Genomic DNA, 24,562 nt, shown 5'->3' with positions numbered 1-24,562 from the left:
GCTGTGATCTTCCCCGATACTGAGTCGGACCGCACTGAGTGGTCGGTTTTCAGTAGGAGGTTCGATCGATGAGGTGCCGCAGCGCGCTCTCGGCGTTGGCGGCGGTGTTCCTCGCCGTCGGTGCGACGGTCGCCGGTGGCCCGTCGGCCATCGCGCAGGGCCCGGAATCCGGTGTCGCGGTGGCCCATCGGGCGGTGACGATCGATGGCTCCCGCGCCGAGGTGACCTCGGTCGACGGACGGCAGGTGACGGTCCGGATCTACTCGGCGGCGATGGCCCGCGAGGTGTCGGTGAAGGTGCAGCGCCCCGCCGACACCTCGGTGCCGCGGCCCGCGCTGTATCTGGTGAACGGCGCCGGTGGCGGCGAGGACACCGCGACCTGGGAACAGAACACCGACGTGGTGGACTTCCTGGCGGGCAAGGACGTCAATGTCGTGATGCCGGTGGGTGGCGCGTGGAGCTACTACACGGACTGGCGCAGTACGGATCCGCGTCTCGGCGTGAACAAGTGGCGCACCTTCTTCCTCGACGAACTGCCCGCCCTCGTCGACACGATGTTCGAGACGACCGGCCGCAATGCCATCGCCGCGAACTCGATGACGGTCACCTCCGTGCTGCAACTCGCCATCGCGAAACCGGGGCTGTTCCGCTCGGTCGCGGCCTACAGCGGTTGCGCGCAGATCAGCGATCCGGTCGGCAGGCAGTTCGTCAATGTCGTCGTCGGCACCGGGGGCGGGGACGCGTCGAACATGTACGGGCCGCCCGGTGATCCGGAATGGGTCGCCAACGACCCGGTCGTCAACGCCGAGGGGCTGCGCGGCACCAAGCTCTACATCTCCAACGGCAACGGCCTGCCCGGCGAACACGACAAGCTCGGCGACCCGCACCTGATCACCTGGGGTCCGGTCGGGCTGGCCAATCAGATCGTCGTCGGTGGCGTGATCGAGGCCGCGACCAGCTGGTGCACCGAGAACCTGCGGGAACGGCTGGCGGAGCTCGACATTCCCGCCACCTTCGACGTGGACACCCAGGGCACCCACTCGTGGGGCTACTGGCAGAAGGCGTTCAAGAACTCCTGGCCGCTGCTGGCCGAGGGGATGGAGATCCCCGCCTGATCAGCCCAGCTCGAACAGCGCGACCGCGTTGTCGTGGCACACCTTGCGCAGCCACTCCGGGCCCAGATCCAGGCGCTCCAGCGCCTGGACGGCCTCGGCGTACGGGTACGGGATATTGGGGAAGTCGCTGCCGAACAGGATCCGATCACCGAAGCGGCGCAGGCGTTCCCGCTCGCCGGGCGGGAACGGGGCGTCGCTCTCGCTGAAATCGGTCCACACCATGGTGGTGTCGAGGTACAGGCGCGGGTACCGCTCGGCCAGATCGAGGAACTCGCTGTACTCGGGGGTGCCCATGTGCGCGATGATCAGGCGCAGGTCCGGGAATCGCCGCAGCAGTTCGGCGATGGGCGCCGGTCCGGTGAATTCGCCGGGGGCCGGACCGGATCCGCAGTGGATGAGCACGGGCACGCCCGCCTCGGCGAGGATCGCCCACACCGGGTCCAGCAGCGGATCGAGCGGGGAGAACGCGCCGACCTGGATGTGCACCTTGAAGACCCGCGCGCCACAGTCGATCGCCGCGCGGACGTAGTCGGGGGCCGAGGGCTCCGGGTAGAACGTCGCGGTGTGCAGGCAGTCGGGCGTTCGGGCCGCGAAATCGGCGGTCCAGTCGTTGAGCCAGGCCGCCATCTGCGGCTTGTGCGGGTACACCAGCGAGGTGAACGCGCGGACGCCGAAGTCGCGCAGGGTCTTCAGCCGCACCTGCTCGTCGTCGCGATAGGTGATCGGCCACGTCCGCCCGGTCAGCGGGCCCGCCTGGTCGAAGTACGCCCACACCTTGCGCATCACCTGATCGGGCATGAAATGGGTGTGCACGTCGACGATCGCGGGCAGCCCGAGGCGGGCCCGGAAGTCGGCGAGGTAGGCGGCGGTATCGACGGTCACGAGGGCGGCTCCGGGTACAGGCGACGGGCCAGCGCGCCGACGCGGGTGACGAGACGTTCGAAGAAGACGGCGGGATCGGTGCCGATCACGATGTCGGCGTTGGGTTCCCGGCCCCACATGCCCGCCCAGTCGGCGACGGTGGTGGCGCGGGTCAGCGTGCCGGTCAGCTCGACATCGACGGTCGCGGGCCTGGTCGTCGCCAGGGCGGGGTCCAGCGCCACCGCGGCGGCGAAGGGATCGTGCATGTGCGCGAGGTAGCCCAGGTCGTAGCCGTCGTGGAAGTCGAAGTAGAAGCGCACCGCGTCGACCAGGTAGCGGATCACCGGATTGCTTGCCGCCGAGCGCCATTCGGTGGCGTCACCCGCCGCGACCCGCTCCGGCGGCGTGCTGTGCGCGGCCTCGGCCAAGCGCACCAGATGCTCGGGCCACATCTCGATCGACTCGGTGATGTCGAGCGCGCAGACGAGGGGCCGGCGGTCCGGCGGGGCGGCCGAGAACGCGTCGAAGACCTCTTTGGCGGCCTCGGGGTCGACGTGGATGTTCCACTCGTTGGTCGGCGTCGTGTTCCCGGGGTGGTTGAACGCCCCGCCCATGATGACCAGGCGGTCCAGGAGCCGGGGCAGCTCGGGCTCCATGCGCAGGGCCAGCGCCAGGTTGGTCAGCGGGCCGGTGCACAGGCCGATCGCGGTGCCGGGGTGCGCGCGGGCCAGCTCCACCCACATCCGCGCGGCGGAGCGGTCCGAGAGCGGCCGCGGCGAGGCGGGGAGTTCGGCGTAGCCAAGGCCCTGCGGGCCGTGGGTGTCCTCGGTGGTGCGCAGCGGCACGACCAGCGGTCCGTTCGCGCCCGCCGCGACCTCGACGGTGCCGGCGCGGGCGAGATCGAGCAGCGCCAGGGTGTTCGCGGCGACCTGGGCGGTCGGCACGTTTCCCGCGGTCGCGGCGATCCCGAGGAGTTCGGCCTCGGGGGAGGCCAGCAGATACAGCAGCGCCAGCGAATCGTCGATTCCGGTATCGACATCGAGGATGATCTTGCGCGCCACAGGTCGAGGGTAACCGCGGGCGTTTCGCGTTCCGCTGCCGCCCGTGCCGTTCGCCGCTGGTCATGGCGGTTTCGCCCGGTGGGAAGACGCATCCGGCACCCCGAATGTGACGTCGGCGGGGGCGAAAGAGCTGTGACGGCGGCGGTTTCGGTTAGTCTCGCTGGGAGATTGCGGACCGATAGCTCATAAAACCGGCGAGGGTAGGTGCATCTTGAAGGCGACGACCGCTGCGAAATTGGCAGAGTTGCGGAAGAATCTGGCAGCCGCGCAGGAGCCTGCGGGGGACGTGGGGGTCGCCAAACGGGCCGCCAAGGGGATACCCAGTCCGCGCGAGCGGATCGGCATGCTGCTGGACACGGGCAGTTTCGTCGAGATCGGGGCGCTGGTGAAGCAGCCCGGCGTGGCGAACAGCCTCTACGGTGACGGCGTGGTGACCGGGCACGGCACGGTCGACGGTCGCCCGGTGGTGGTGATCGCCCACGATCAATCGGTGTTCGGCGGTTCGGTCGGGGAGATGTTCGGCCGCAAGGTCGCCAAGGCGATGGACCTCGCGGCCGAGATCGGCTGCCCGTTCGTGGCGATCAACGACTCCGGCGGGGCGCGCGTGCAGGACGCGGTCACCTCGCTGGCCTGGTACGCCGCCATGAGCAGGCGGCAGCTGAACCTGTCGGGCGTGGTGCCGCAGGTGTCGATCATGCTGGGCAAGTGCGCGGCGGGCGCGGTCTACGCCCCGATCAACACCGACGTGGTGATCGCGACCGAGAACGCCTACATGTTCGTCACCGGACCGGAGATCATCCGCGAGACCACCGGCGAGGAGGTGACCCTCGAGGAACTCGGCGGCGCCTACAACCAGGCGCAGAACGGGACCATCCACCATGTCGCGGTCGACGAGCGGGCCGCGTTCGACTGGGCCCGAGCCTATCTGGGCTTCATGCCGTCGAACTGCTTCGAGCACGCCCCGGTGGTCAACCCGGCGCTCGAGCCGGAGATCACCGACACCGACCGGGAACTCGACACCCTGATCCCCGACTCCGACCGCGCCGGCTACGACATGTACGACGTGCTGCTGCGGATCTTCGACGACGGCGAGTTCCACGAGGTCGGGGCCAGTGCCGCGCGCAACATGATCACCGGCTTCGCCCGGGTCGACGGCCGCAGCGTCGGTGTCGTGGCCAACCAGCCGCAGGTGTTCAGCGGGGCGATCGATGCCCGATGCTCGGACAAGGCGGCGCATTTCATCCGGCTCTGCGACGCGTTCGGGCTGCCGCTGATCTTCGTCGTCGACACGCCCGGGGTGCTGCCCGGCGTCGAGGAGGAGAAGATCGGCGTCATCAAGCGGGGCGGCCGGTTCTTCTACGCGGTGGTCGAGGCGACCGTGCCGATCGTGACCGTGGTCGTGCGCAAGGCCTACGGCGGCGGCTACGCGGTGATGGGGTGCAAGCAGCTCGGCGCCGATGTGAATCTGGCCTGGCCGACCGCGCGGATCGCGGTCATGGGCGCCGAGGCCGCGATCGGGCTCACCCAGCGACGGCAGCTCGCCGCCGTGCCCGAGGCCGAGCGCGACGGCGTCCGGCAGCAGATGGTCGACTTCTACAACACCGCGGTCGCCACACCCTGGATCGCCGCCGAACGCGGCTACATCGACGCGGTGATCGAGCCGTCGACCACCCGGCTGGAGATCCGCAAGGCCCTGCATCTGCTGCGGGACAAGCACGTCGAGCAGCGACCGCGCAAGCATCTGCTGATCCCGCTGTGAGCCCGGCACCCGCGTCGCCGCGCGGCCGGGCGGCGCGGATCAGTAGGTCGGCAGGGCGAACTCCTCGGTGTGGCCGAAGAAGATCTTCTTGGTGATCGGCCGCATCGGACGCGACATCATGATCCGCACATTGGTCTTGGCCAGGCGCGTCATCAGCGGGGTCTTGGGGAGCATCATCGCGATGCCGCCGCCGGGGATCTCCTTGGCCTTGGCCAGGAACGGCGTGATCTTGTCCTGGTAGCGCTGCTGCGCGCCGGCCGGATCGTCCGGGGTGGCGGCGATCTCGGCGGCGAGCACGTAGGCGCCGACGATGGCCATGGCGGTGCCCATGCCGGTCATGGGGGAGCCGCAGTAGCCGGCGTCGCCGACGAGGGTGACCCGGCCGACGGACAGCTCGGGCACGTCCACCCGGGCGAGCTCGTCGAAGTAGAAGTCGGTCGTGGTCTCCATCGCGGCGAGCACCGCGGGGGCGTGCCAGCCCGCGTCACCGATCATCCGGCGGATGAGCGCGCGCTGGGCGTCACCGTCGCGGCGCAGGGTCGGGTCGACCTCGGTGCGCAGGGTGATGATCGCCTTCGCGGTGGCCGGGTCGCCGTCGGGCCGGATGCCGAGCATGGCGCCGGGCACCAGGCGCATGCCGAACCAGCCGGGCTCCACATCGGCCGGGGACGGCATGGTGAAGAACGCGCCGTAGCCGCCGAGGTTGGTGCTGAACTGCTCCTCCGGGCCGAAGACCAGCCGCCGGGTCGCCGAGTGCACGCCGTCGGCGCCGATCACCAGGTCGAAGCGCTCGGTGGTGCCGGAGGCGAAGGTGACCGTGACGCCGGTGTCGTCTTGGTCGATCTGTTCGATCCACTCGCCGTAGCGGTAGTCCAGCTCGCCGGTGTCGACGGTGGCGACGGCCTCGAGCAGGACGTTGTTCAGATCGCCGCGGGTGATCTCGATTTCGGCGACGGCGCCCTGACCGTCGAAGTCCTCCATCGCCATCCTGGCGTAGATCTTGCCGTCGCCGTCGATGTAGGACATGCCGCGCTCGTCGAGCTGGTACTTCGCGATGCCCGCCATCAGGCCCATCTTCTCGGCGGCTTCCTTGCTCGGTCCGCGCAGGTCGACCGCCTGGCCGCCGGGGCGGGGGACCGCGGCCCGCTCGACCACCGTCGTGCGAATGCCGTTGCGCAGCAACTGGAGTGCGACCGCGTTGCCCGCGATACCGCCGCCGGAGACCAGAACGTGCAGGGGGCTGGTGGTGGTCATGGTGTTTCCCGTCTGGAGAAGAACGAATGTCTTAGACATATGTCTAACACAGGCCTGGCACGAATGTCTAGCACAAATGTCTAAGACGATCCGGTACGCTCGTGAGCATGGGAAACAGGGAAGACCTACTGGCCGGGGCGCGAAAGGTGATCTTGGAGCGCGGCGTGGCGAAGGCGACCGCCCGTGATATCGCCACGGCGGCGGGGGTGAGCCTGGCCGCGATCGGCTACCACTTCGGGTCCAAGGACCGCCTCGTCACCGAGGCGCTGGCCGAGGCGCTCGGCAACGCGATCGGCGATGCGATGGAGGCGCTGATCGCCGACGGCGCGGGCTCGGCGCCGCTGGCCGGGTTCGCCGGGCTGTGGAACGCGATGCCCGGGGTGTTCGCGGACAACCACGAGGCGATGCTGGCCAGCCTGGAGAACATCGTGCGTATCGTGCGCTCCGACGAGGCGCGCGCGCAGCTCGGTGACCAGCTGACCCGCGCGGTCACCGACATCGGGGACAACGTGCGGGCCGCGCATCCCGAACTCGACGCGGCCCAGGCCGACGCCATCGGGCGCCTGTATTTCGCCCTGGTGCAGGGGCTGGGCGTGCTGTGGCTGCTGAAGCCGGGCGAGGCGGTCGCCGACGGCGACCAGCTCGCGACCGCCATCCGGGCGCTGGCGGGGAAATGAGTGTCGTCGGTCAGCCGCGGCGCAGGCGGTCCGGCGTGTCGAGCCAGAACGGCTGGGCCGAGCCGTACGGCGGTGCGGGCCAGCGGTAGTCGTCGTAGTCGGCGAAAGCCGGTGCGGCCGTGACGATATCGCCGTGCGACGTGGTCGCGGCGGGATCGGGCGGTGCCGGTGCGGGGTGGTCCGGGCTGCGGTCGCCTGCCTGGAGCCAGGCCGCGGTGCGGGCCAGCGAGACCCGCACCGTACGGCCCACGCCGTCGGTGGTGCGGGCCCGCAGCGCGTCCATGACGCCTGCGGCGAGGAGGTAGCCCGAGCCGTGATCGAGTGCCTGGGCGGGCAGCGCGCCGGGGCGATCCGGACCGCCTTCGAGCAGGGAGATACCCGACGCCGCCTGGACGATGCTGTCGAAGCCGCGTCGCCCGCCCCACGGTCCGGTCGTGCCCCACGCCGAGACGGACGCCTCGATCAGACCGGGCCGGGCTGCCGCCCGCACACCGGCGGCGGCCAGCGCTCCCGGCCGGTAGCCGGTCACCAGGACATCGGCGGCGGCCAGCAGTTCGGCGAAGGTCGCGAGGTCGGTGCGCAGGTCGAGCAGCGTCGAGCGTTTGCCCTGGCAGGTGTCGGCGAACTGCCAGTCGATCTCGGGCAGGTGCGGTGGGTCGACGCGGAGGACGTCGGCGCCGAGCAGGGCCAGGGTCCTGCTGGCGACCGGGCCCGCGAGGACCCGGGTGAGGTCGAGGACGCGGATGTCGGCCAGCGGTCGTTCGACGGTCGGGGCGGCGGGGCGTGGCGGGTCCGCGGGCACACGGTCGCCCCGCGGGTCGACCGTGACCAGCGGGCCGGTCGCGGCGGCCCGGCCTTGCGGGCTGGTCGACCACTCGGCCTCGGTGCGGACCCGCACCGCGATGGCGCCCACCGTGGCGGCGGCGTCCTCGATCTCGGCGCCCTTCAGTGTGGCGAATCCGGCCGTGAGCCGGGTGAGGTCGGTGCCGGCGGGCAGCTCGAGCGCCTGGAGCAGCCGTGCGCGATGGTGCGGGTAGTTGGCGTGGGTGCGGACCCAGCCGTCGGCGCTGCGGAAGAACCCCGACAGCTCGGCGAAGATCGACGGCGCCGCCCCGGCCCGGCGGAACAGCCGTTCGCTCGCGAAAGCCGCGGCGATGCGGGCCGGGTCGAGTCGCGTCGGCCGGGTGGCCAGGCCCAGCGCCGCGCGGTACCGATTCGCCGAGCCTGCCGCCGCGGCCACCGATCCCGCGGCCAGCGCCCACACCGGTAGCGTGGCTGCCAGCCGGGCACCGGGCGACGGCTCGCCGTCGAGTGCCGACGGCTCGAGTCCGAGCCCGGTCTCATAGGCGTGCACGAGGTGCTGCGCGGTGGTCACACCGCTCAGCCTAGCGACGAGGATGTCAGGCGAGGAGCGTGATGTGGGCGTGAATACAGCGGCGACGGAATGGATTCGGGTGCTGCGGGCCGATCCGGTGGCCCGGCGGCGGCTGGTCTGCTTCCCGCCCGGTGGGGGATCGGCCACCGCCTATCGTGCGCTGGCCCAGCACATCGGGCCCGGCGCCGAGGTGACGGCCGTGCAGTACCCCGGCCGCCAGGATCGGCTCGGCGACGCGGTGATCACCGAGCTGCACGCGCTCGCCGACCGCATCACCGAGGACGTCGCCCGCCGCCCCGGTCCGCCGCGGGTGCTGTTCGGGCACAGCATGGGCGCGACGGTCGCCTACGAGACGGCGCGCAGGCTGGCCGCCGCGGGCGAACCGCCGGCGGCGCTGATCGTGTCCGGCCGTCCCGCACCGGATGTCGTCGAGACCGGGCGACTGCACCGCGGCTCCGACGCGGCCCTCATCGACGACCTCGAGCGCCTCGCCGCCGACCCGGCCCCGGTGCGGCTGTTGCGCACCGAACCCGGCCTGGCCGAGCTGGTGCTGCCCGCGGTGCGCGCCGACTACCAGGCGGTCGAGACCTACCGCCACGCGCCGGGCCCCGCGTTGACCTGCCCGGTCGTCGCGCTGGTCAGCACCGAGGACCCGACCACCACGGTCGAGCAGGCCGAGGGGTGGCGCACGGTCACCGAGGGGTCGTTCGCGCTGCGGACCTTCCCCGGCGGGCACTTCTACCTCGACGAGCAGCCCGCCGCGGTGGCGCAGGAGATCACACGGCACCTGAGCTGAGGCCGCGGTGGCGCAGCTGGAGGCGCACATAGCCCGCCCACGACACCAGCACCGCCACCGCGGCCGCCAGCCGCACCAGCCCGAGCGCGCTGTCGGGGTAGATCACGCCGGTCAGATAGTGGTCGATGAACCCGGCCTGCGGCAGCCGGGCCACCCCGGCCTGGGTGCGCGCCCAGTTCTCGGCGTAGGTCAGCGGGCAGTCGAAGCCGATCAGAATGGTGCCGAACCCCCACGATGCCGCCAGCAGATGCAGCCCGATGGTGCGCGGCCATCGCCACGCGAGGAAACCGCCGGCGACCACGTACGCGATGAACGCGACGTGGGTGACGGCGATCAGATCGGCCAACACCCGGAACGGCACATATTCAGATTAGGCGGCCGTCCGCCGATCGGAATCATGATCAACATTCCGGTTCGGCATCGCTTGGTTCGTGTTACCAGGAGGACGGTTGGTAATCCTTGAGGAAGCAGCCGTAGAGGTCGACGCCGTTCTCGCCCTGCACGATCGGGTCGTACACGCGGGCGGCGCCGTCGACCAGGTCCAGCGGTGCGTGGAAGCCCTCCTCGGCCAGCCGCACCTTGGTGTAGTGCGGGCGCTCGTCGGTGATCCAGCCCGTGTCGACCGCGGTCATCAGGATCGAGTCGGCCTCGAACATCTCCAGCGCGCTGGTGCGGGTCAGCATGTTCAGCGCGGCCTTGGCCATGTTCGTGTGCGGATGGCCCGGGCCCTTGTAGCCGCGGCTGAACTGGCCCTCCATCGCCGAGACGTTGACGACGTACTTGCGCCGCCCCGCCGCCGCGGCCATCACCGGCCGCAACCGCGACACCAGGATGAACGGCGCGACGGAGTTGCACAGCTGCACCTCGAGCAGCTCGGTGGCGTCCACCTCGGCGACCGTCTGCACCCAGCTGTTGGTGTGCGCGAGGTCGGGCACCAGCCCACCGGCATCGATCGCCACGCCCGCCGCGATCCGTTCCGGCGTCGCCGAGCCGGCGACCAGCGCCAGCTCGGCGACATCGGCGGCCGACAGCGACGGCGTCAGCGAGGCGGTGAGCGCGGTCGGATGCGCCTGCATGGTCTTGCCGAAGGTGACCATCTCTGGCAGCACGCCCGCGGGCAGCGGGGCGGTCTCGGCGTCGACCAGGGCGCTGTAGGCGCCCACCGAACGGCGCACGGTCTGCGCGGCGTTGTTGATCAGGATGTCGAGCGGGCCCTGCGCGGCGACGTCGTCGGCCAGCGCGACGACCTGGGCCGGGTCGCGCAGGTCGATGCCGACGATGCGCAGCCGGTGCAGCCAGTCGGCGCTGTCCTCCATGGCGGCGAAGCGGCGGATGGCGTCGTTGGGGAACCGGGTGGTGATGGTGGTGTGCGCGCCGTCGCGCAGCAGCCGCAGCGCGATGTACATGCCGATCTTGGCGCGGCCGCCGGTGAGCAGGGCGCGCTTGCCGGTCAGGTCGGTGCGGGCGTCGCGCTTGGCGTGGCTCGCCGCGGCGCAGTCGGGGCACAGCTGGTGGTAGAACGCGTCGACCTGGGTGTAGCGCTGCTTGCAGATGTAGCAGGGCCGCGGCTTGAGCAGCGTGCCCGCGCTCGCGCCGGTGGTGGCCGAACTGATCTGGATGCCCGCGGTCTCGTCGTCGATGCGCTGCGGCGAGCCGGTGGCGGTGGCCGCGATGACCGCGCGATCGGCCGAGGCGACCTGCTCCCTGGCCTCGATGCGCCGCCGCTGCTTGAGCTTCTTGAACATGTGCCCCACCGCGCGCTGGACGGCGATCGAATCGGGATGTTCCTTTTCCAGCTGCCCGGCCTGTTCGAGCACCCGCAGACAGGTCGCCAACTCGTCCGGATCGATCATGTTCGCGGTCATCGGGGAGTGCGGCATTCCTTCGTGCGGGAGCGGGGGACGACACTCATTGTCGCATTGGCCGCTCGACGGACCCGCTGGGTATCGTGGTGCACCGTCACCGCAACAGCGCGGCGACCCTAGAACCCGACGGAGCAGCCCGATTTCCCCGCTCGACACCGATACCGCAGACGCGCCGCGCAGGCGCAGGCTCGAACCCGACGAGCGACGCGCGCAGATCCTGGCCTGTGCCATCGACATGTTCGGCGAGCGGCCCTACGCGGCGGTGTCCACCGCGGAACTCGCGCAACGCGCCGGTGTCGCCCGCGGGCTGATCAACCACTACTTCGGCAACAAACGTGACCTGTACCTGGCCGTCGTGCGCCGCATGGTGACCTTGCCGCGGCTGGAGAAGGTGTCCATTCCCGACGGCACCCAGGTCGAGCGGGTCGCCGCGATCGTCAGCTGGCTGCTCGACACCATCGCCGAGCACGGCACGACCTGGGTGAAGGTCACCAGTCACGAGGGCGTCGGTGACGACCCCGAGGTGCAGCAGATTCTCGACCAGGCCGACGACGCGGCCGCCGAGCGGATGCTGGTGATGATGGGCCGTTCCGATCTGGCAGGCAGTGCGACATCGCGCGCACTGGTGCTCGCCTACGCCGGACTGGTGAAGGTGGCGGGCAGGGAGTGGATCACCCGCGGCACGCTCACCCGCGACCAGGTGCACCGGCTGCTCGTCGACACCCTGCTCACGGTGATCACCCAGACCATCCCGAGCGTGGAACCGCGACCGGGCGTGCCCGGCTAGGACGTCAGCCTGCGCTGGCCGGGGTTCGGCAGCGGGATGTCGCGGGCGCTGTAGCGCTGCGGGCCCACATGACCCGGCGCGTGCCCGCTGCGGCCGTAGGCGAGTTCGATCTGCTGTTCCCTGCGGTGTTCGAACAGCAGGGCGCCCAGGCCGCCGACGAGGAATATCGCCGTGGCCACCCCGGCGACCACCGCCCAGCCGTAATGCTCCGTCCCCGCCGCCACCAGTGTGCAGGCGAGGCCGACGACGCCGATCGCGCACGCGATGATGCCGGGAACGTTGTAATCGTCGGCGAGCAGATCGCCGGCCTGGGCATGCCAGGGCTGCTTGTCTGCCGGAGTGGTGCTGCCGGGCATAGGGTCCTCCTCGCGGGCCGATGCTGCGCGCTGTGGTTCACCTCATGACCAGCATGGACCCGTCGATGGTGGGGAGGCAAAGGTGTTTGCCGGTTCGTTACCCGTGTCCATGCCCCTGGATTCGAGGGCGAACCGCAGGTACACGCATTTGTCGTTTGCGCTGACCGACCGCCCCGGAGTCCCTATTCTCGTCGCGTAACCCGGCGCCGCAAGTGGTTCGATTCCGCGCCGGGGGGATCGAGAGGGACCCGGGGTTGATGGCACGGTACGACGAATGGGACGACGACCCCGAGGAGGAAGCCGACGATCGGCGCTGGAACGGCCAGCGCTGGCCGCACGCGACCCAGGAAGAGGGTGCGGTGGGCGGCGCACGCGCCGACCAACCGCGGGTGAACCCGTACGCGATGGTCGCGCTCGCCGCCGCGCTGGTGCTGCTGTTCCCGATCGCGATCGTGTTCGGTCTGCTCGCGTTCGGGCATCCGCGGGGGCGGGGGATCGCGGTGTTCGCGCTGCTGCTCGGCATCGCCGAGGTGGCCGCCCTGGCCACGGTGGGACTGGTGATGTTCGGCGGGCTGGACGTCGAGGTGCCGACGCTGGCCAAGGAGACGACGGTGACCTCGGTGTCGACCACGGTGCCGTCGCAGGGCGCGCCGACGGCCACCGCGACCGGGACCGTCCCGGTGCTGGGCACCGTCGTCGAGAAGGGCACGCCGTGCTCGGCGGACCGGGCCGGGCTGCTCGGCGTCGCGGCCGACGGCGCGACCCTGCTGTGCCTGCGCGCCGACGGCGCCTACACCTGGTCGGGCCCGTTCCGGGTGTCCGGGTCGTATTACACCGAGGGCACGCGCTGCGATCCCACGGTCGACAAGTCGGGGCGCACCTCCGACAACCACGCCCTGGTGTGCGAGGGCAAGGCGGGGGCGGGCACCTGGGTGCCCTGGACCGAATAGGTCCTCAGTCGGCCTTCTTGGCCCGGCTCGGCTGCACCCGCGGTGGCTCGTTCGGCATCTTCGGGTACTGCGGCGGCCACGGCGCGTCCATCAGGCCCGCCGCCATATCGCGCTCCGACATGGCCAGCAGCGGTTCGATCGACTGGGGCGCGCGGTCGGCCCACGGGTCGCCGAACTCGGCCAGCCGGGCGGGAACGGTGGCGAGGGTGAGCTCGTCGGGGACGACGGTGTCGAGATCGGCCCAGGCGATCGGTGTCGACACCTGACCGCCCACCTTCGGCCGCACCGACCACGCGCCGAACACGGTCTTGTGCGGTGCGTTCTGGTTGAAGTCGACGAACACCCGCGACCCGCGCTCCTCCTTCCACCAGTGCGCGGTGATCTCCTCGGGATGGCGGCGCTCCAGCTCCCTGGCCAGCGCGACGGCGGCCGCGCGCACCTCGTAGCCGTCCCACCGGGGTTCGAGCACGGCGTAGATGTGCAGTCCGCGTGAGCCGGAGGTCTTGATCCAGCTCTCGATGCCCAGTTCGGTCAGCAGGTCCCTGGTGCGCACCGCGGCCCGGCGCAGATCGTCGAAACCGATCCCGGGCGAGGGATCGAGGTCGATCCGCAGTTCGTCGGCGATCCGCAGGTCGGGCACGTGATTGGGCCAGACGTGGAAGCCGAGGCAGCCCTGGTTCACCGCCCACAGGACGTGGGCGAGGTCGTGCGCGACGAGGGCGTCGCTGGTGGTGCCGTTCGGTGTCGACACCTCGACGGTCCGCAACCAGTCCGGCGCCGACTTCGGCACCCGCTTCTGGAACCACGACTTGCCGGACGCGCCGTCGGGATAGCGCTCGAGCAGCAGCGGCCTGCCGCCGATGACGCCCAGCAGCGGCTCGGCCACGGCCTGGTAGTAGCGGACCAGGTCGAGCTTGGTGTCGCCGCGTTTGCTGAAGTAGACCTTGTCCGGATTGCTGATCGACAGCGCGCGCCCGTCGACCTCGAGCTCCACCGCGGCGCTCATCGCGCACCGCCGAAGATCGCGTCGAGCTCGGCCGGGGCGACCTCGTCGAGCTGGGCGTAGGTGCACGAGTCCGGGGTCCGGTCGGCGCGGAAGCGGACCAGCCGTCCGCCGTGCCGGAACCGTCCCGATTGCACGTGCTCGTAGCGGACCTCGGCGACCAGTTCCGGCCGCAGCGGTTCCCAGGACAGATCCTTGCCGCCGGTCCATCGGCTCACCCCGCCCGGCATCTTGCCGTCGGCGGTGGCCTGGGCGGCCGCGTCGGCCCAGGTGCGCCACGGGTGGTCGTCGAGCGCGTTCTCCCGCAGCGGTGCCAGCTCGCCGAGCAGTTCGCGGCGCCGGGCCGCGGTGAAACTGGACGCGACTCCGACATGATGCAGGTTCCGGTCGTCGTCGAAGAGGCCGAGCAGCAGCGAGCCGACCCCCTCGCCGTCCTTGTGCATCCGGTAGCCCGCGACCACACAGTCGGCGGTGCGTTCGTGCTTGATCTTGAGCATCACGCGTTTGTCCTGCAGATAGGCCAGGTCGTCGGCCTTGGCCATCACGCCGTCGAAACCCGCGCCCTCGAACCGGGTGAACCAGTCCTGAGCGACATCGGGATCCTGGGTGATCGGGGTCAGGTGGATGCGGCCCGGCGCGGCCTCGAGCAGCGATTCCAGCGCGCGCCTGCGCTCGGTGAACGGTTCGGCGGTCAGATCGCGATCGTCGAGGGCGAGCAGATCGAAGGCGACGAAGCTGGCCGGTGTCTCGGCGGCCAGCTTGTTCACCCGCGACGCGGCCGGATGCAGCCGCTGCTGCAGCGTGTCGAAATCCAGGCCCTGATCGGTCACGACCACGATCTCCCCGTCCACCACACAGCGCTGCGGCAGCGCGGCTTTCAGCAGTTCGGCCAGTTCGGGGAAGTACCGGGTGAGCGGGCGGTCGTTGCGGGAACCGAGCTCGATCTCGTCACCGTCGCGGAACACGATGCAGCGGAACCCGTCCCATTTGGGTTCGTAGCTGAGCCCGGGCTCCCGGGGTAACGACGGGGTCGACTTGGCCAGCATGGGGCGCACTGGCGGCATCACCGGTAGATCCATCCGATCCTCCTCGCGGGTGGGTTCACCCGTGTCGACGGCGCGAGCGTGCCCGATTCATCGGTGCGGGTTCGATCGTAGGTCGGCCCACCGACACCGGCGCGGACATCGCGCGCGGTGGTGTCACGCTCAGCTGTCGACGTGCACGTGCGGCCGCCGCGCCGGGTCCGGCTCGGCCCGCCGGATGATCTCCCTGGTCACCGGCGCGACCTCGCCTTCACCGACGAACAGGAACTTCAGCAGGTTGACCAGCGGATTGCCTTCGGTCCATTCGAAGTACACGTGCGGTTCGAGCCCGGTGCGATCGCGGATCGCGAACAGGATCGCCGCGATCGAGTTGGGCACCGCGGTGGCCTGCACGCTCAGGACGTGGTGGCGCCCGACCTCGATCGCGGTCACCCGCAGATCGGTACTGAACTCCGAGGCGTCGCCGACGATCACCTCGAGGAACAGGATCGAGTCGGCGTCCGGGATGTGGCTCTCGCGCCGCTGGTCGGCTTCCTTCTCGTCGTACTCCGCGGGCGCGCGCTGATCGATGGCGTGGGTGACGATCCGGATGACGCCCGTCGCGGCGGCCCCGTCGATCAGCGCGGCCGCCGCGTCGTCGAAGCTCACCTCGATGGCCCGCAGCTCGAACGCGCGGTGCGCCCGCGAGGCCAGCGACACCACGATGATCGCGAGGATGAACAGCGAGGCCAGGTGCACGCCCTCGGGCCGTTCGAACACATTGGCGATGGTGGTGTAGACGAACACAACGCTGACCACCCCGAAGCCGATCACCTTGCGCCGCTCGCCCTTTCGATGGGCCGAGAGCGTCACCGCGATCGCGGCCGAGGTGATGAGCACCAGCACGCCGGTGGCGTAGGCCGCGCCTTGGGCGTCGACATCGGCGTCGAAGTACCAGGTGATCCCGAAGGCCACCGCCGCGAACACCAGCACCAGCGGCCGCACCGCCCGCGCCCACTCCGGCGCCATGCCGTAGCGGGGCAGATACCGGGGCACCAGATTGAGCAGCCCGGCCAGCGCCGACGCGCCGGCGAACCAGAGGATCGCGATGGTGGCGATGTCGTAGACGGTGCCGAAGCCGTTGCCGAGGTACTCGTGGGCCAGGTACGCCAGCGCTCGCCCGTTCGCCTGGCCGCCGGGCTCGAACTCCTGCTCCGGGATCAGCACGACCGTGATGAAACTCGACACCAGCAGGAACGCGCTCATGATCAGCGCGGCGGTGGTGAGGAGTTTGCGCGCGCCGATGATCCGCCCGCGCGGGTACTCGGGGGTGTCGCCGGGTTCGCCCTTGATCAGCGGCATCACCGCCACGCCGGTCTCGAATCCGGACAGGCCGAGCGCGAGTTTGGGGAAGACCAGCAGCGAGACCGCGATCATCATCCAGACGCTGCCGTGCTCGGTGGTCATCGCGTGGGTCCAGTCGATCACCCGGTGCTCGCTGGTGAACACGTGCCACAGCCCGACCGCGCCGACGATCGCGTTGAGCGACAGATACACCCCGACCAGGCCGACGGCGATCCCGATGGCCTCACCGAAACCCCTGAGGAACACCGCGGCCAGCAGCCCGAGCAGGATCAGCGTGATGATCAGGCGCGAGTCCTGCCAGGCGGCGGGGGCGAACGGATTCTCGATGATGTGCGCGGCGCCGTCGGCGGCCGAGAGCGTCATGGTGATGACGAAGTCGGTGCACGCGAACCCGAGCAGCACCAGGATGAACAGCTTGCCCGACCAGCGCGGCAGGATGTCGGTGAACATCGCCAACGACCCACCGCCGTCCGGGCTTTCGCGCGCGACCCGGCGATACACCGGCAACGCGCCGAACAGGGTGAGCGAGACCAGCACCAGCGTGGCCAGCGGGGAGAGCGCGCCCGCGGCGATGGCCGCGATGCCCGGTTGATAGCCGAGGGTGGAGAAGTAGTCGACGCCGGTCAGGCACATCACCCGCCACCACGACCGCTGATGCGGTTCGGCGTGCGCGACCGCGCGCATCGGTCCGGAATGCTGGGCGTGCTTCGGGTCCGCCACGCCGTCGAGCAACCAGGCGGTGAAGCGTGACTGATCGGTGGTCGTCGTCACCGTGACTCCCTGGGCGGTCGGTCCAGCAGCACCGCAGCTACCGGATCAGTCGGGAGTCTAGGTGGCCCGGCGGCGGTGACCGCGCAGGCGCGAGGTCAGCTGTCGAGCCAGCCGTGCTCGTCGGCGAAGGCGGTGAACCGCTCGCGAATGGTGATGATCTCGGCCGCGGTGAGCGCGGGGGAGGCTTCCAGCAGCAGTTCGGTGATCTGTCGGCGCAGGTCCTCGGCGCCGAGGCGGTCGCCGCCCGCGCGCTCCTTGCGCGACTTCGGCGCGGGCGCGGTGTGCCCCGCGGCGGTCAGGTTGATCGCCTTCGGGCCGCGATCGCCTTCGGTCACATCGAATTCGAAGAGTCTGCCCTGGCGCAATTCGTCCTCGTCGAGGCCGATGTCGTTGACGTGGACGAAGACATCGGGCCCGCCGTCGTCGGGCCGGATGAACCCGAATCCCCGTGACCCGTCGAACGACACCAATTTCCCGATGGACACCGACCAGCTCCTCGCTCCGCTTCCCGACGCCACTGTAACGCGGCTTTTGGGCGTTTTTCCGGGAAAGCGGACAGACAGCGACATCGCGGGGCCGCGGTCCGGTCGGCCCGACCGGACGTGGTCACAATCCGGTAACTGTTAGTTCACATCCGCTCGTTAGCGTTCCGAATCTGTTGGTACGTGCGTGGAGGTTGTCGCGAGTGTTCGACCCCGGTCGGGGAATCAGGTCGGGGGGCCACGAGGACGGTCGCGGCGTGCTGACGGCGCCGCGGGACGGGTCGGCGGCGGTGTGTTTCCGGCCGCCGGTACCGCCGGTCGTCCTGCTCGGGCCGCAGCCGCGTCCGGCGTATGTGCCGCTGGCGCCCGCCCAGGAGCGCATGTGGCACGCCGCCCGGCTCGGCCGCTCCGCGGACTGGAATGTCGCGCGGGCGCTGCGGCTGCGCGGTGCCGACGTGGACCGGGCCGCGCTGCGGTCGGCGCTGGAATGCCTTGTCGCCCGGCACGAACCGCTGCGCACGATCTATCCGGTGACCGAGTACGGCCCGGCCCAGCAGGTCGTCGACCCGGCGGATCTGCACCTCGACATCGCCGAATGCGCCGTCCCCGAGGCGGAACTCCCGGCGGCCGTCGCCGCGCTGTCGGCGCGGGCCTTCGATCTCACCCGCGAGCCGCCGGTGCGGGCGCGGGTGTTCGTCGTCGGTCCCGACGACGTCGTGCTGGCCCTGGTCGTGCACCACATCTCGGTCGACGGCCGCTCGCTGGGCCCGCTGATCCGGGACCTGGTCACCGCGTATCTCGCCTGCCGCGGCGGTACCGCGCCCGAGTGGTCGCCGCTGCCGGTCAGCTACACCGACTACACCCTGTGGAAGCACGCCCAGCTCGGTGAGTTCACCGACGAGTGGAGCCGCGCGACCCATCAGCTGCGCTACTGGGCCAACGCGCTGGCCGGCCGGCCGGCCCTGCTGGATCTGCCCGCGCGCGAACCCCAGTCGCCACCGGTCGACCCGGTCGCCGGTGCGCTGCTGCCGATCTCGTTCGACGCGCGCACCCATGCCGGTCTGCTGCGCGTCGCCCAGGACCGGCGGGCGAGCCTGTTCATGGTCCTGCAGGCCGCGTTCGCGGTGTCGGTCGGCGCGTTCGCCCGCAGCGCCGACGTCACCGTGGCCACCGCGGTCTCCGGGCGTGATCACCGGCTGCTCGACGACCTGGTCGGCAACTTCTCCGACGACGTGCTCATGCGGGTGCGGCTGGACCGGGCCGGCGACGTCGACGAGCTCGTCGACCAGGTGCGCCGGGTCGCGCTCGCCGCCTACGCTCACCCGGACACGCCCAATCCCCGGCTCAAGCGCTGCCTGCTCCAGGACGCGGCGCTGCCGCTGTTCCAGGCGACATTGATCCTGCAGCGGGCCGAGGCGCCGCGCACCGCCACCGAACCCGCTCCAGCCCACGGTCTCTCGATCACCGAGCTGCCGACCGGCGTGATCAGGGCCAAGCACGATCTCGAGTTCGGGCTGACCGATCACTACGATCCGGTCGGCGCCCCGGCCGGTATCGACGGCTCGTTCCTGTACCCGGTCGCCCGGTTCGACGAGGAGACCGCCGACCGGTTCGTCGCCCGGTTCCGGGCCGTCGTCGGGCTCCTCGCCGACGGCTATCGTGGCCCGCTCGGCGCGCTGCTCGCGGCCACGGGCACCCGCCGGTCCCTCGCCGGCGTCCGCCGGGCGGCGCGGGTGCTGGTCTGATCAGCCGCCGCGTTCGAGCGGATGACCCGCGTCGCGCCAGGCGACGATGCCACCGGCCAGGCTGTAGGCGTCGTAGCCCGCGCGGTGGGCCAGGGCGGCGAAGCGCAATGAGGTCTCGCCGACCGGGCACACGAACACGACCGGCCGGGAGCGCGGGAACGGCATGCCCTGGGCGAGCATCTCGTCGAGCTGATCGTCGCGGATATTGAGCGCGCCGGGCACGTGCCCGACCCGATAGGCCATCGCGCCGCGGGTGTCGACGACGGTCGGCCTGCCGGTGCGGTCCAGCTCGGCCAGCGCCGCCGGGGTGAGCGTGGGCGCGGCGGCGGTGTCGTCGGGACCGGGCGCGGCCGGGCCCGCCGTCTTCCCGAACAGATCCGGCCTGCGCTTGGCGATATAGGACAGGTACGGCTCGAGCCGGTCGCACACGATGAGGACCGCGACCAGCGGCCGATCGTCCGGGCGCGGCGCCGCGGCCAGCGCGCGCAGAGCCGCCGCGTAGCCCGCGCCACTGGTCGGCCCGGCGAGCACCCCGTAGCCCTGGATCAGCGCGAGGGTGGCATCGATGGCGGCGGCCGAATCGACGGTGACGATGTCGTCGTAGAAGTCGGGCCGGAACAACCCGACATCCCACATCTCGCGTTCGGAGCGGATACCGGGAATGAAGTCGAACCGGTCCGAGACCACCCCGATGGTGCGCAACCCCGGATGATGGGCGAGCAGCGCGGTCGCGGTGCCGCGGGTGGAGCCAGTGGTGCCGAGCCCGCCGATGAGGTAGTCGAGATGCGCGATGCCCGCCGCGGCGAGGTCGGCGGCGATCTCGGTGCCGGTGCCGTCGTGATGGGCGTCGATATTGCGCTCGTTGGTGTACTGCGACGGGTGGAACCACCGCTCGGGGGCCTGGCCGGTGGTCTGCGCGATCACCGCCGAGACATCGTCGGCCGCGTGCGGATCCGGGCATTCGGACAGGCCCGGCAGCTCCACGATCTCGGTGCCGAGCAGTTGCAGCAGCTGCCTGACCTCGCCCACCCTGATCCGGTTGGTCACCGCCCGCAGCGGGATGCCGTGCAGCGCGCCGAGGACCCGCAGTGCCTTGGCCGTGTTGCCGCTGGAGGCCTCGATGAACGACTGCCCGTCGGCGGCGATGCGGTCCACGTCGGCGCGGATCATCGCCCAGGCGACCCGGTCCTTGACCGAGCCGAACGGATTGTGCGACTCCAGTTTCGCGTACAGCTCGACCCCGGCCAGCCCGTGCACCGCCGGGTCTAGGCGCAGCAGGGGAGTGTTGCCGATGAGCTCGGTGATGTGGGTGTAGACCATCACGGCACCCGGAAGTCCGCGTCGTGGCACAGCGTGAAGCCGCTGTCACCGTGCAGCACAGCGACTTTCGCCACCTCCGGATGCATGCTGGCCTGCGCGGCGGACAGATCCATGTGATAGGCGCCGGTATTGGCGAACAGCACGGGATCACCCGGCGCGGGCACTCCGGCCACCCGCACCTTCCGCTGGGTGACCAGATCCCGCTCCAGACACAGCTGCCCGGCGAAGAACACCCCGCCGGGGTCGGCGAGCGCGGGTTCGGCGAGCACCACGGGGTCGATGAGCACCTCCTGATCGGCGGCGGTGACCGTGTCGCGGCTCAGGTCCAGATGCACCAGGGTCGCGCCGTTACCCGCCTGCTTCACGAATTCGACACTGGCCAGGGTGATTCCGGCCTGATCGACCAGTGCCTTGCCGGGTTCGAGCCACAGCTCGAGCAGATTGTCGGCGAGGACCTGTCCGAGCCCGCGACCGCCGTGTCCGGGCAGCGGCGTCGCGAGCAGGTCGGCGAGGATATCGGCGGCCGACTCGGTATTGGCGTACTTGTGAAACACCGGTCCGCCGTGGATCGCACCGCCGGACACGTGATAGCCGAAGGAGGCACTGCCCCAGTGCAGCGCCTCGCCCCGGCCGAGCAGGCCCGCGCGCAAGGCATGATCGTAGGCGTCGTAGCCCGCGGCGTCGGCGGTGAACACCTGACGCAATCCACCGCCGATATCGAGCACGGTCGGCGTCAGATCGTGGCCGTAGGCGCGCTCGACCAGATCCAGGCACGCGGCGACCGCCCGCACGCGTTCCGCGGTGGCGGCGGTGTCGAGGTGGAACGCGAAACCCCGCAGCCGCAACCGATCGCGGTGCCGGGTGAGCACGTCGAACGCGGCGTCCACGGCCGTGAGATCGATGCCGAAGCGGCTCGGTGCGCTCCCGGGGAAGCCCGAGATGCGCAGCAGGACAGGAACTGTCGTCCGCGCCAGGTCGGCCAGCGTCGACAGCTCCCACAGATTGTCGACATTGACCGTCACGCCCGCAGCGAGCGCCGCGCGCACCATGGCCACGCCCTTGGGACCGGTCGCCTCGACCCGGTCGGCCGGGAACCCGGCGGCCAAGGCGGCCGCCAGCTCCCGCGCCGACGCGACATCGACGGAGATCCCCGCGTCCGCCGCGGTCCGCGCGAAGGCGGCCGAACGGTTCACCTTGTGCGCGTAGCAGATCCGGTACCGGCTGGCCCCCGCGTCGAGCGCCCCGCGCAGCCCGGCCAGGTTCGCCGCGAAGACCTGGGGGAACAGCAGGTGCAGCGGCGAACCGTAGCGGTCCAGCGCGGCCCGCACGGCGGTCCGATCGGCCAGGAACTCGGCGACCAGCGGGGGGAGCGCGGCGGGAACGGCGGGCGGCGTCATCCCACCGCCGCGCCCGGCGCCTGCGCCGGCACGTCGTCGACCGGGTTGTAGCCGCCGTCGCGCAGCGCCTCGAACACCCGGAACCGATGTCGTGGACTGCGGATCCGCGCGCTCACCCGCTTGGACTCCAGATCGACCTCGGCCACCGGGATGTCCATCGATTCGAGCAGCGCGGTGATCGTGCGGACGCAGTGTTTGCAGCTCATGTCGGGCACGTAGAACACGCCGTCGTCGCCCAGCGCACCGTCGGGGACGTGCTCGGCGGTGTCCTCGGCGACCACCACCGTGGCCGCCAGCGCGGCGAAGGTCTCGACGAACCGGTCGACCACGGTGGCCAGCACATGCACCGCCGCCCCACCGACCGCCTGCGGTGCCGCCGCGAGGCAGGCGGGCCGCGCGCCCGCGGGCAGCAGCGCGTATTGCCGGGAGACGAGATCCAGCTCGTCGTGGTACTTGGCCACCGCCGCCTCGGTGTCGAGGCCCTCCTCGGTGACCGCCCGGCGCATCACCGTGTGCGCGTCGGCGATGGTGGCGTCCTTCATGGCACGCAGCACCGCGATCGAGTCGGCCGTGTAGCGCACGCTCCCGTCCGGCTGGGCGACCAGGCGCACCGGGATCATCCCGCGCCGGAAGGTGGAGGCCTGCAGCTCCCAGAACCAGCGCGTCGCGACGGCGGCGAAGATGCCGGAATCGCGCAGCCCCCTGGCGAAGTCGACGATCTCGCGATAGGGGGTGTCGGCCGCCACGAGTCCGTGCTGGGTCAGCGCGCGTCCGGTGGCCTCCACCCCGACGCGGAAGATCTCGTGCGGATCGTGATCGGTGGTCGTGCCCGCCAGCACCGCGAGATCGGGTGCGGGCAGTGTCGCCGCGCGCGCCACCAGACCCGAGGCGGCCAGCTCCCGCCACAGCGTCAGCACCGTCTCCCTGGCGACCACGGCCAGCTCGGGACCGGCGCCCCCGGTGTGGAAATAGCCGGTGTTGGGCACGCCCGCGCTGTCGGTCCAGGTGATGCGATGGGTCGCGCTGGTGACCTGGTCGGGGCGGCACGGCCGCATGAACCGCTCCAGATACATCCGCTGCGACTGGGTCAGCGCGCTGCCGGGCTCGGGGCGTAACGCGGTGGCGCGCACAGTGATCCGGGTCGGTGACGGCGGCTCGGCGGCCACGAACAGTCCCGGTGCGGCCAGCTCGGCCAGTACCCGGGACGCGGCCCGCCGATCGTAGTGCTGCGTGGGGTGCGTGCCCATGGGTTCCTCCTCGGCTCGGGACAGGAAATGGTCAGCGCCCGTGCCCGGCGAGGCCGGCCACGCAGGCGACGAAACGATCGATCTCGTCCAGGGTGTTGTAGAGGTGGGTGCTCACCCGCACCGAATCCGCGCCGGGCTCGGTGCCCGGCACGCAGTGCGCCCCGGTGCGGACCAGGAAACCGGCGTCGGCCAGCACGAAACCGAGATCGGTGGCGCTGATCCCGTCGAGGGTGAACGAGACGATCCCGTACCCCACCGCGCACCCCGCGTAGGCGGGCCCCGGCAGGAACTCCAGGCCGGGCAGCGGCCGCAACCCGTCGATCAGCCGCAGCGTGAGCTCCCGGTTGTGCGCGGCGATCGCGATCGGATCCAGCTCGTCGAGCAGGTCGAAAGCCGGTGCGAGGGAAAGTATTCCGGGAATGTTGTAGGTGCCGCCCTCGAGCATTTCCGGCATCCCGGTGGTGATCAGCCCGGTGTCGCCGACCCGCACCCCGGAATGGCCACCGGGCAGGAACGGCCGCAGCCGGTCGTGCACCCGCCGCCGGCAGTACAGCAGGCCGATCCCGGGCGCGCCGAACATCTTGTGCCCGGCGAACACCGCGAAGTCGGCGCCGAGGTCGAGCACGTCGACCGGCAGGTGCCCGCCGCTCTGCGAGCAGTCGAAGCACAGCAGGATCTCCGGATCGATCCGGCCGCGCAGTTCCTCGAGCGTGGTCAGCCCGCCGTAGACATGGTGCAGATGACTGGTGGTGATCAGCCGGGTGCGCGGACCCACCTGGGCGGCGATGTCGTCGATGTCGGCCTCGCCCGCCGCGGTGCTGCGGTAGGGGCGCAGCACGATCCGGCGCCCGAACCGGGCCAGGGTGTCGCGCAGGTGATGCCAGGGCAGCACGTTGGACGCGTGATCGGCGGGGTTGTAGAGGATCTCGTCACCGTCGTCGAGGACGGCCAGCCCCCAGCTGTGGGCGACGGCGCCGAGCGCCGCGGTCGCGCCGGCGGTGAACACGATCTCGTCGGGATGGGCCGCCCCGACGAACGCGGCGGCCCTGGACCGGACGGCGGCGATCCGCGCGGACAGCGACGTCGCCCAGCTGTAGGTGCCGCGCCCGGCATTGGCCGTGTGCTCGGCGTGATAGCCGGTGACGGCGGCGATCACGGTGTCCGGCTTCTGGGTGGTCGCGGCGCTGTCGAGATACACCACGGCCGGATCGGCCAGCGCGGGGAAGCGGTCACGGATCGTGGCGGGCACCGGGGTCGGCGCGTGCCGCAGCGCCGGAACGGCGGTCAGCTCGGGCCGGAGGGGGTGCACCAGATCAACGATACGCACTTTTCTGGTACGGCCGACGAAGAATTC

At 71.0% G+C, this 24,562-nt stretch carries 22 protein-coding genes; 7 read left to right on the top strand and 15 right to left on the bottom strand.

Annotated features, from left to right (window positions below):
* The first annotated feature begins 68 nt into the window (after positions 1-68).
* A complete protein-coding gene (locus ACFYWJ_RS23150) occupies positions 69-1,115 on the top strand; it encodes an alpha/beta hydrolase family protein (protein ID WP_355271828.1) in 1,047 nt (348 codons plus the stop codon).
* Here ACFYWJ_RS23150 and ACFYWJ_RS23145 read toward each other — a convergent pair whose 3' ends face one another.
* A complete protein-coding gene (locus tag ACFYWJ_RS23145) occupies positions 1,116-1,997 on the bottom strand; it encodes an amidohydrolase family protein (protein WP_355271830.1) in 882 nt (293 codons plus the stop codon).
* The gene (locus ACFYWJ_RS23140) at positions 1,994-3,037 is read right to left on the bottom strand and encodes a nucleoside hydrolase (protein ID WP_355271832.1); all 1,044 of its coding nucleotides are present in this window, start codon (positions 3,035-3,037) and stop codon (positions 1,994-1,996) included. The genes ACFYWJ_RS23145 and ACFYWJ_RS23140 overlap by 4 nt, the downstream gene beginning before the upstream one ends.
* Positions 3,038-3,248: 211 nt before the next feature.
* Here ACFYWJ_RS23140 and ACFYWJ_RS23135 point away from each other — a divergent pair, with 211 nt between their 5' ends.
* A complete protein-coding gene (locus ACFYWJ_RS23135; RefSeq protein ID WP_355271833.1) occupies positions 3,249-4,796 on the top strand; it encodes an acyl-CoA carboxylase subunit beta in 1,548 nt (515 codons plus the stop codon).
* A 39-nt stretch (positions 4,797-4,835) separates the two neighbouring features.
* Here the strand turns inward: ACFYWJ_RS23135 and ACFYWJ_RS23130 are convergent, their stop codons facing one another.
* Entirely contained in the window at positions 4,836-6,050 is a 1,215-nt protein-coding gene (locus ACFYWJ_RS23130; RefSeq protein WP_355271835.1) for an FAD-dependent monooxygenase, read from the bottom strand.
* A gap of 107 nt (positions 6,051-6,157) precedes the next feature.
* On the opposite strand from ACFYWJ_RS23130, the gene ACFYWJ_RS23125 reads away from it, so the two are divergent.
* Positions 6,158-6,727, top strand: a complete 570-nt coding sequence (locus ACFYWJ_RS23125) for a helix-turn-helix domain-containing protein (protein ID WP_355271837.1) — start codon at positions 6,158-6,160, stop codon at positions 6,725-6,727.
* Positions 6,728-6,737: 10 nt separating this feature from the next.
* Here ACFYWJ_RS23125 and ACFYWJ_RS23120 read toward each other — a convergent pair whose 3' ends face one another.
* Entirely contained in the window at positions 6,738-8,102 is a 1,365-nt protein-coding gene (locus ACFYWJ_RS23120) for a CoA transferase (protein WP_355271839.1), read from the bottom strand.
* A 43-nt stretch (positions 8,103-8,145) separates the two neighbouring features.
* Here ACFYWJ_RS23120 and ACFYWJ_RS23115 point away from each other — a divergent pair, with 43 nt between their 5' ends.
* Positions 8,146-8,898: an alpha/beta fold hydrolase gene (locus tag ACFYWJ_RS23115; protein ID WP_355271841.1), complete on the top strand. Its 753-nt coding sequence runs from the start codon at positions 8,146-8,148 to the stop codon at positions 8,896-8,898.
* On the opposite strand, the gene ACFYWJ_RS23110 is transcribed toward ACFYWJ_RS23115, so the two are convergent.
* Both ACFYWJ_RS23110 and ACFYWJ_RS23105 read right to left on the bottom strand, forming a co-directional pair.
* Positions 8,879-9,259: a DUF2784 domain-containing protein gene (locus tag ACFYWJ_RS23110; RefSeq protein WP_355271843.1), complete on the bottom strand. Its 381-nt coding sequence runs from the start codon at positions 9,257-9,259 to the stop codon at positions 8,879-8,881. The genes ACFYWJ_RS23115 and ACFYWJ_RS23110 overlap by 20 nt on opposite strands.
* Before the next feature lie 73 nt (positions 9,260-9,332).
* Entirely contained in the window at positions 9,333-10,763 is a 1,431-nt protein-coding gene (locus ACFYWJ_RS23105; RefSeq protein WP_355271844.1) for an SDR family NAD(P)-dependent oxidoreductase, read from the bottom strand.
* 235 nt (positions 10,764-10,998) lie between these two features.
* Here ACFYWJ_RS23105 and ACFYWJ_RS23100 point away from each other — a divergent pair, with 235 nt between their 5' ends.
* Positions 10,999-11,550, top strand: a complete 552-nt coding sequence (locus ACFYWJ_RS23100; RefSeq protein WP_355271846.1) for a TetR/AcrR family transcriptional regulator — start codon at positions 10,999-11,001, stop codon at positions 11,548-11,550.
* On the opposite strand, the gene ACFYWJ_RS23095 is transcribed toward ACFYWJ_RS23100, so the two are convergent.
* On the bottom strand, positions 11,547-11,906 hold the full coding sequence (locus ACFYWJ_RS23095) for a hypothetical protein (protein ID WP_355271848.1): 360 nt from the start codon (positions 11,904-11,906) through the stop codon (positions 11,547-11,549). The genes ACFYWJ_RS23100 and ACFYWJ_RS23095 overlap by 4 nt on opposite strands.
* 257 nt (positions 11,907-12,163) lie before the next feature.
* Between ACFYWJ_RS23095 and ACFYWJ_RS23090 the strand changes: the two genes are divergently transcribed.
* Entirely contained in the window at positions 12,164-12,856 is a 693-nt protein-coding gene (locus ACFYWJ_RS23090; RefSeq protein ID WP_355271850.1) for a hypothetical protein, read from the top strand.
* A 4-nt stretch (positions 12,857-12,860) separates the two neighbouring features.
* Here ACFYWJ_RS23090 and ligD read toward each other — a convergent pair whose 3' ends face one another.
* The 4 genes from ligD to ACFYWJ_RS23070 all read right to left on the bottom strand — a co-directional run bounded on the left by ligD (position 12,861) and on the right by ACFYWJ_RS23070 (position 17,502).
* Complete coding sequence (gene ligD / locus ACFYWJ_RS23085; protein ID WP_355271852.1) at positions 12,861-13,862, bottom strand: non-homologous end-joining DNA ligase; 1,002 nt, start codon at positions 13,860-13,862, stop codon at positions 12,861-12,863.
* A complete protein-coding gene (locus ACFYWJ_RS23080; protein ID WP_355271854.1) occupies positions 13,859-14,938 on the bottom strand; it encodes an ATP-dependent DNA ligase in 1,080 nt (359 codons plus the stop codon). Before ACFYWJ_RS23080 ends, ligD begins: the two co-directional genes overlap by 4 nt.
* Before the next feature lie 126 nt (positions 14,939-15,064).
* Entirely contained in the window at positions 15,065-16,930 is a 1,866-nt protein-coding gene (locus ACFYWJ_RS23075) for an amino acid transporter (RefSeq protein WP_355273003.1), read from the bottom strand.
* 182 nt (positions 16,931-17,112) lie between these two features.
* A complete protein-coding gene (locus ACFYWJ_RS23070; protein WP_355271856.1) occupies positions 17,113-17,502 on the bottom strand; it encodes a cold shock domain-containing protein in 390 nt (129 codons plus the stop codon).
* 254 nt (positions 17,503-17,756) lie between these two features.
* Here ACFYWJ_RS23070 and ACFYWJ_RS23065 point away from each other — a divergent pair, with 254 nt between their 5' ends.
* On the top strand, positions 17,757-19,244 hold the full coding sequence (locus tag ACFYWJ_RS23065; protein WP_355271858.1) for a condensation domain-containing protein: 1,488 nt from the start codon (positions 17,757-17,759) through the stop codon (positions 19,242-19,244).
* Here the strand turns inward: ACFYWJ_RS23065 and ACFYWJ_RS23060 are convergent, their stop codons facing one another.
* Genes ACFYWJ_RS23060 through ACFYWJ_RS23045 form a run of 4 tightly spaced genes read right to left on the bottom strand, consistent with a single transcriptional unit; the run spans position 19,245 to position 24,517 of the window.
* Positions 19,245-20,564 carry a pyridoxal-phosphate dependent enzyme gene (locus tag ACFYWJ_RS23060; protein WP_355271859.1) on the bottom strand — a complete coding sequence of 440 codons (1,320 nt, stop codon included), beginning with the start codon at positions 20,562-20,564 and terminating at the stop codon, positions 19,245-19,247.
* Complete coding sequence (locus ACFYWJ_RS23055; RefSeq protein ID WP_355271861.1) at positions 20,564-21,961, bottom strand: alanine racemase; 1,398 nt, start codon at positions 21,959-21,961, stop codon at positions 20,564-20,566. The genes ACFYWJ_RS23060 and ACFYWJ_RS23055 overlap by 1 nt, the downstream gene beginning before the upstream one ends.
* Complete coding sequence (locus ACFYWJ_RS23050; RefSeq protein WP_355271863.1) at positions 21,958-23,208, bottom strand: heavy-metal-associated domain-containing protein; 1,251 nt, start codon at positions 23,206-23,208, stop codon at positions 21,958-21,960. Before ACFYWJ_RS23050 ends, ACFYWJ_RS23055 begins: the two co-directional genes overlap by 4 nt.
* Before the next feature lie 31 nt (positions 23,209-23,239).
* The gene (locus ACFYWJ_RS23045; RefSeq protein ID WP_355271865.1) at positions 23,240-24,517 is read right to left on the bottom strand and encodes an aminotransferase class V-fold PLP-dependent enzyme; all 1,278 of its coding nucleotides are present in this window, start codon (positions 24,515-24,517) and stop codon (positions 23,240-23,242) included.
* Positions 24,518-24,562: the final 45 nt, after the last annotated feature.

This window comes from Nocardia sp. NPDC003269 (assembly GCF_042888005.1).
GTDB lineage: Bacteria > Actinomycetota > Actinomycetes > Mycobacteriales > Mycobacteriaceae > Nocardia.
This window is presented reverse-complemented; position numbering and strand designations above follow the sequence as displayed.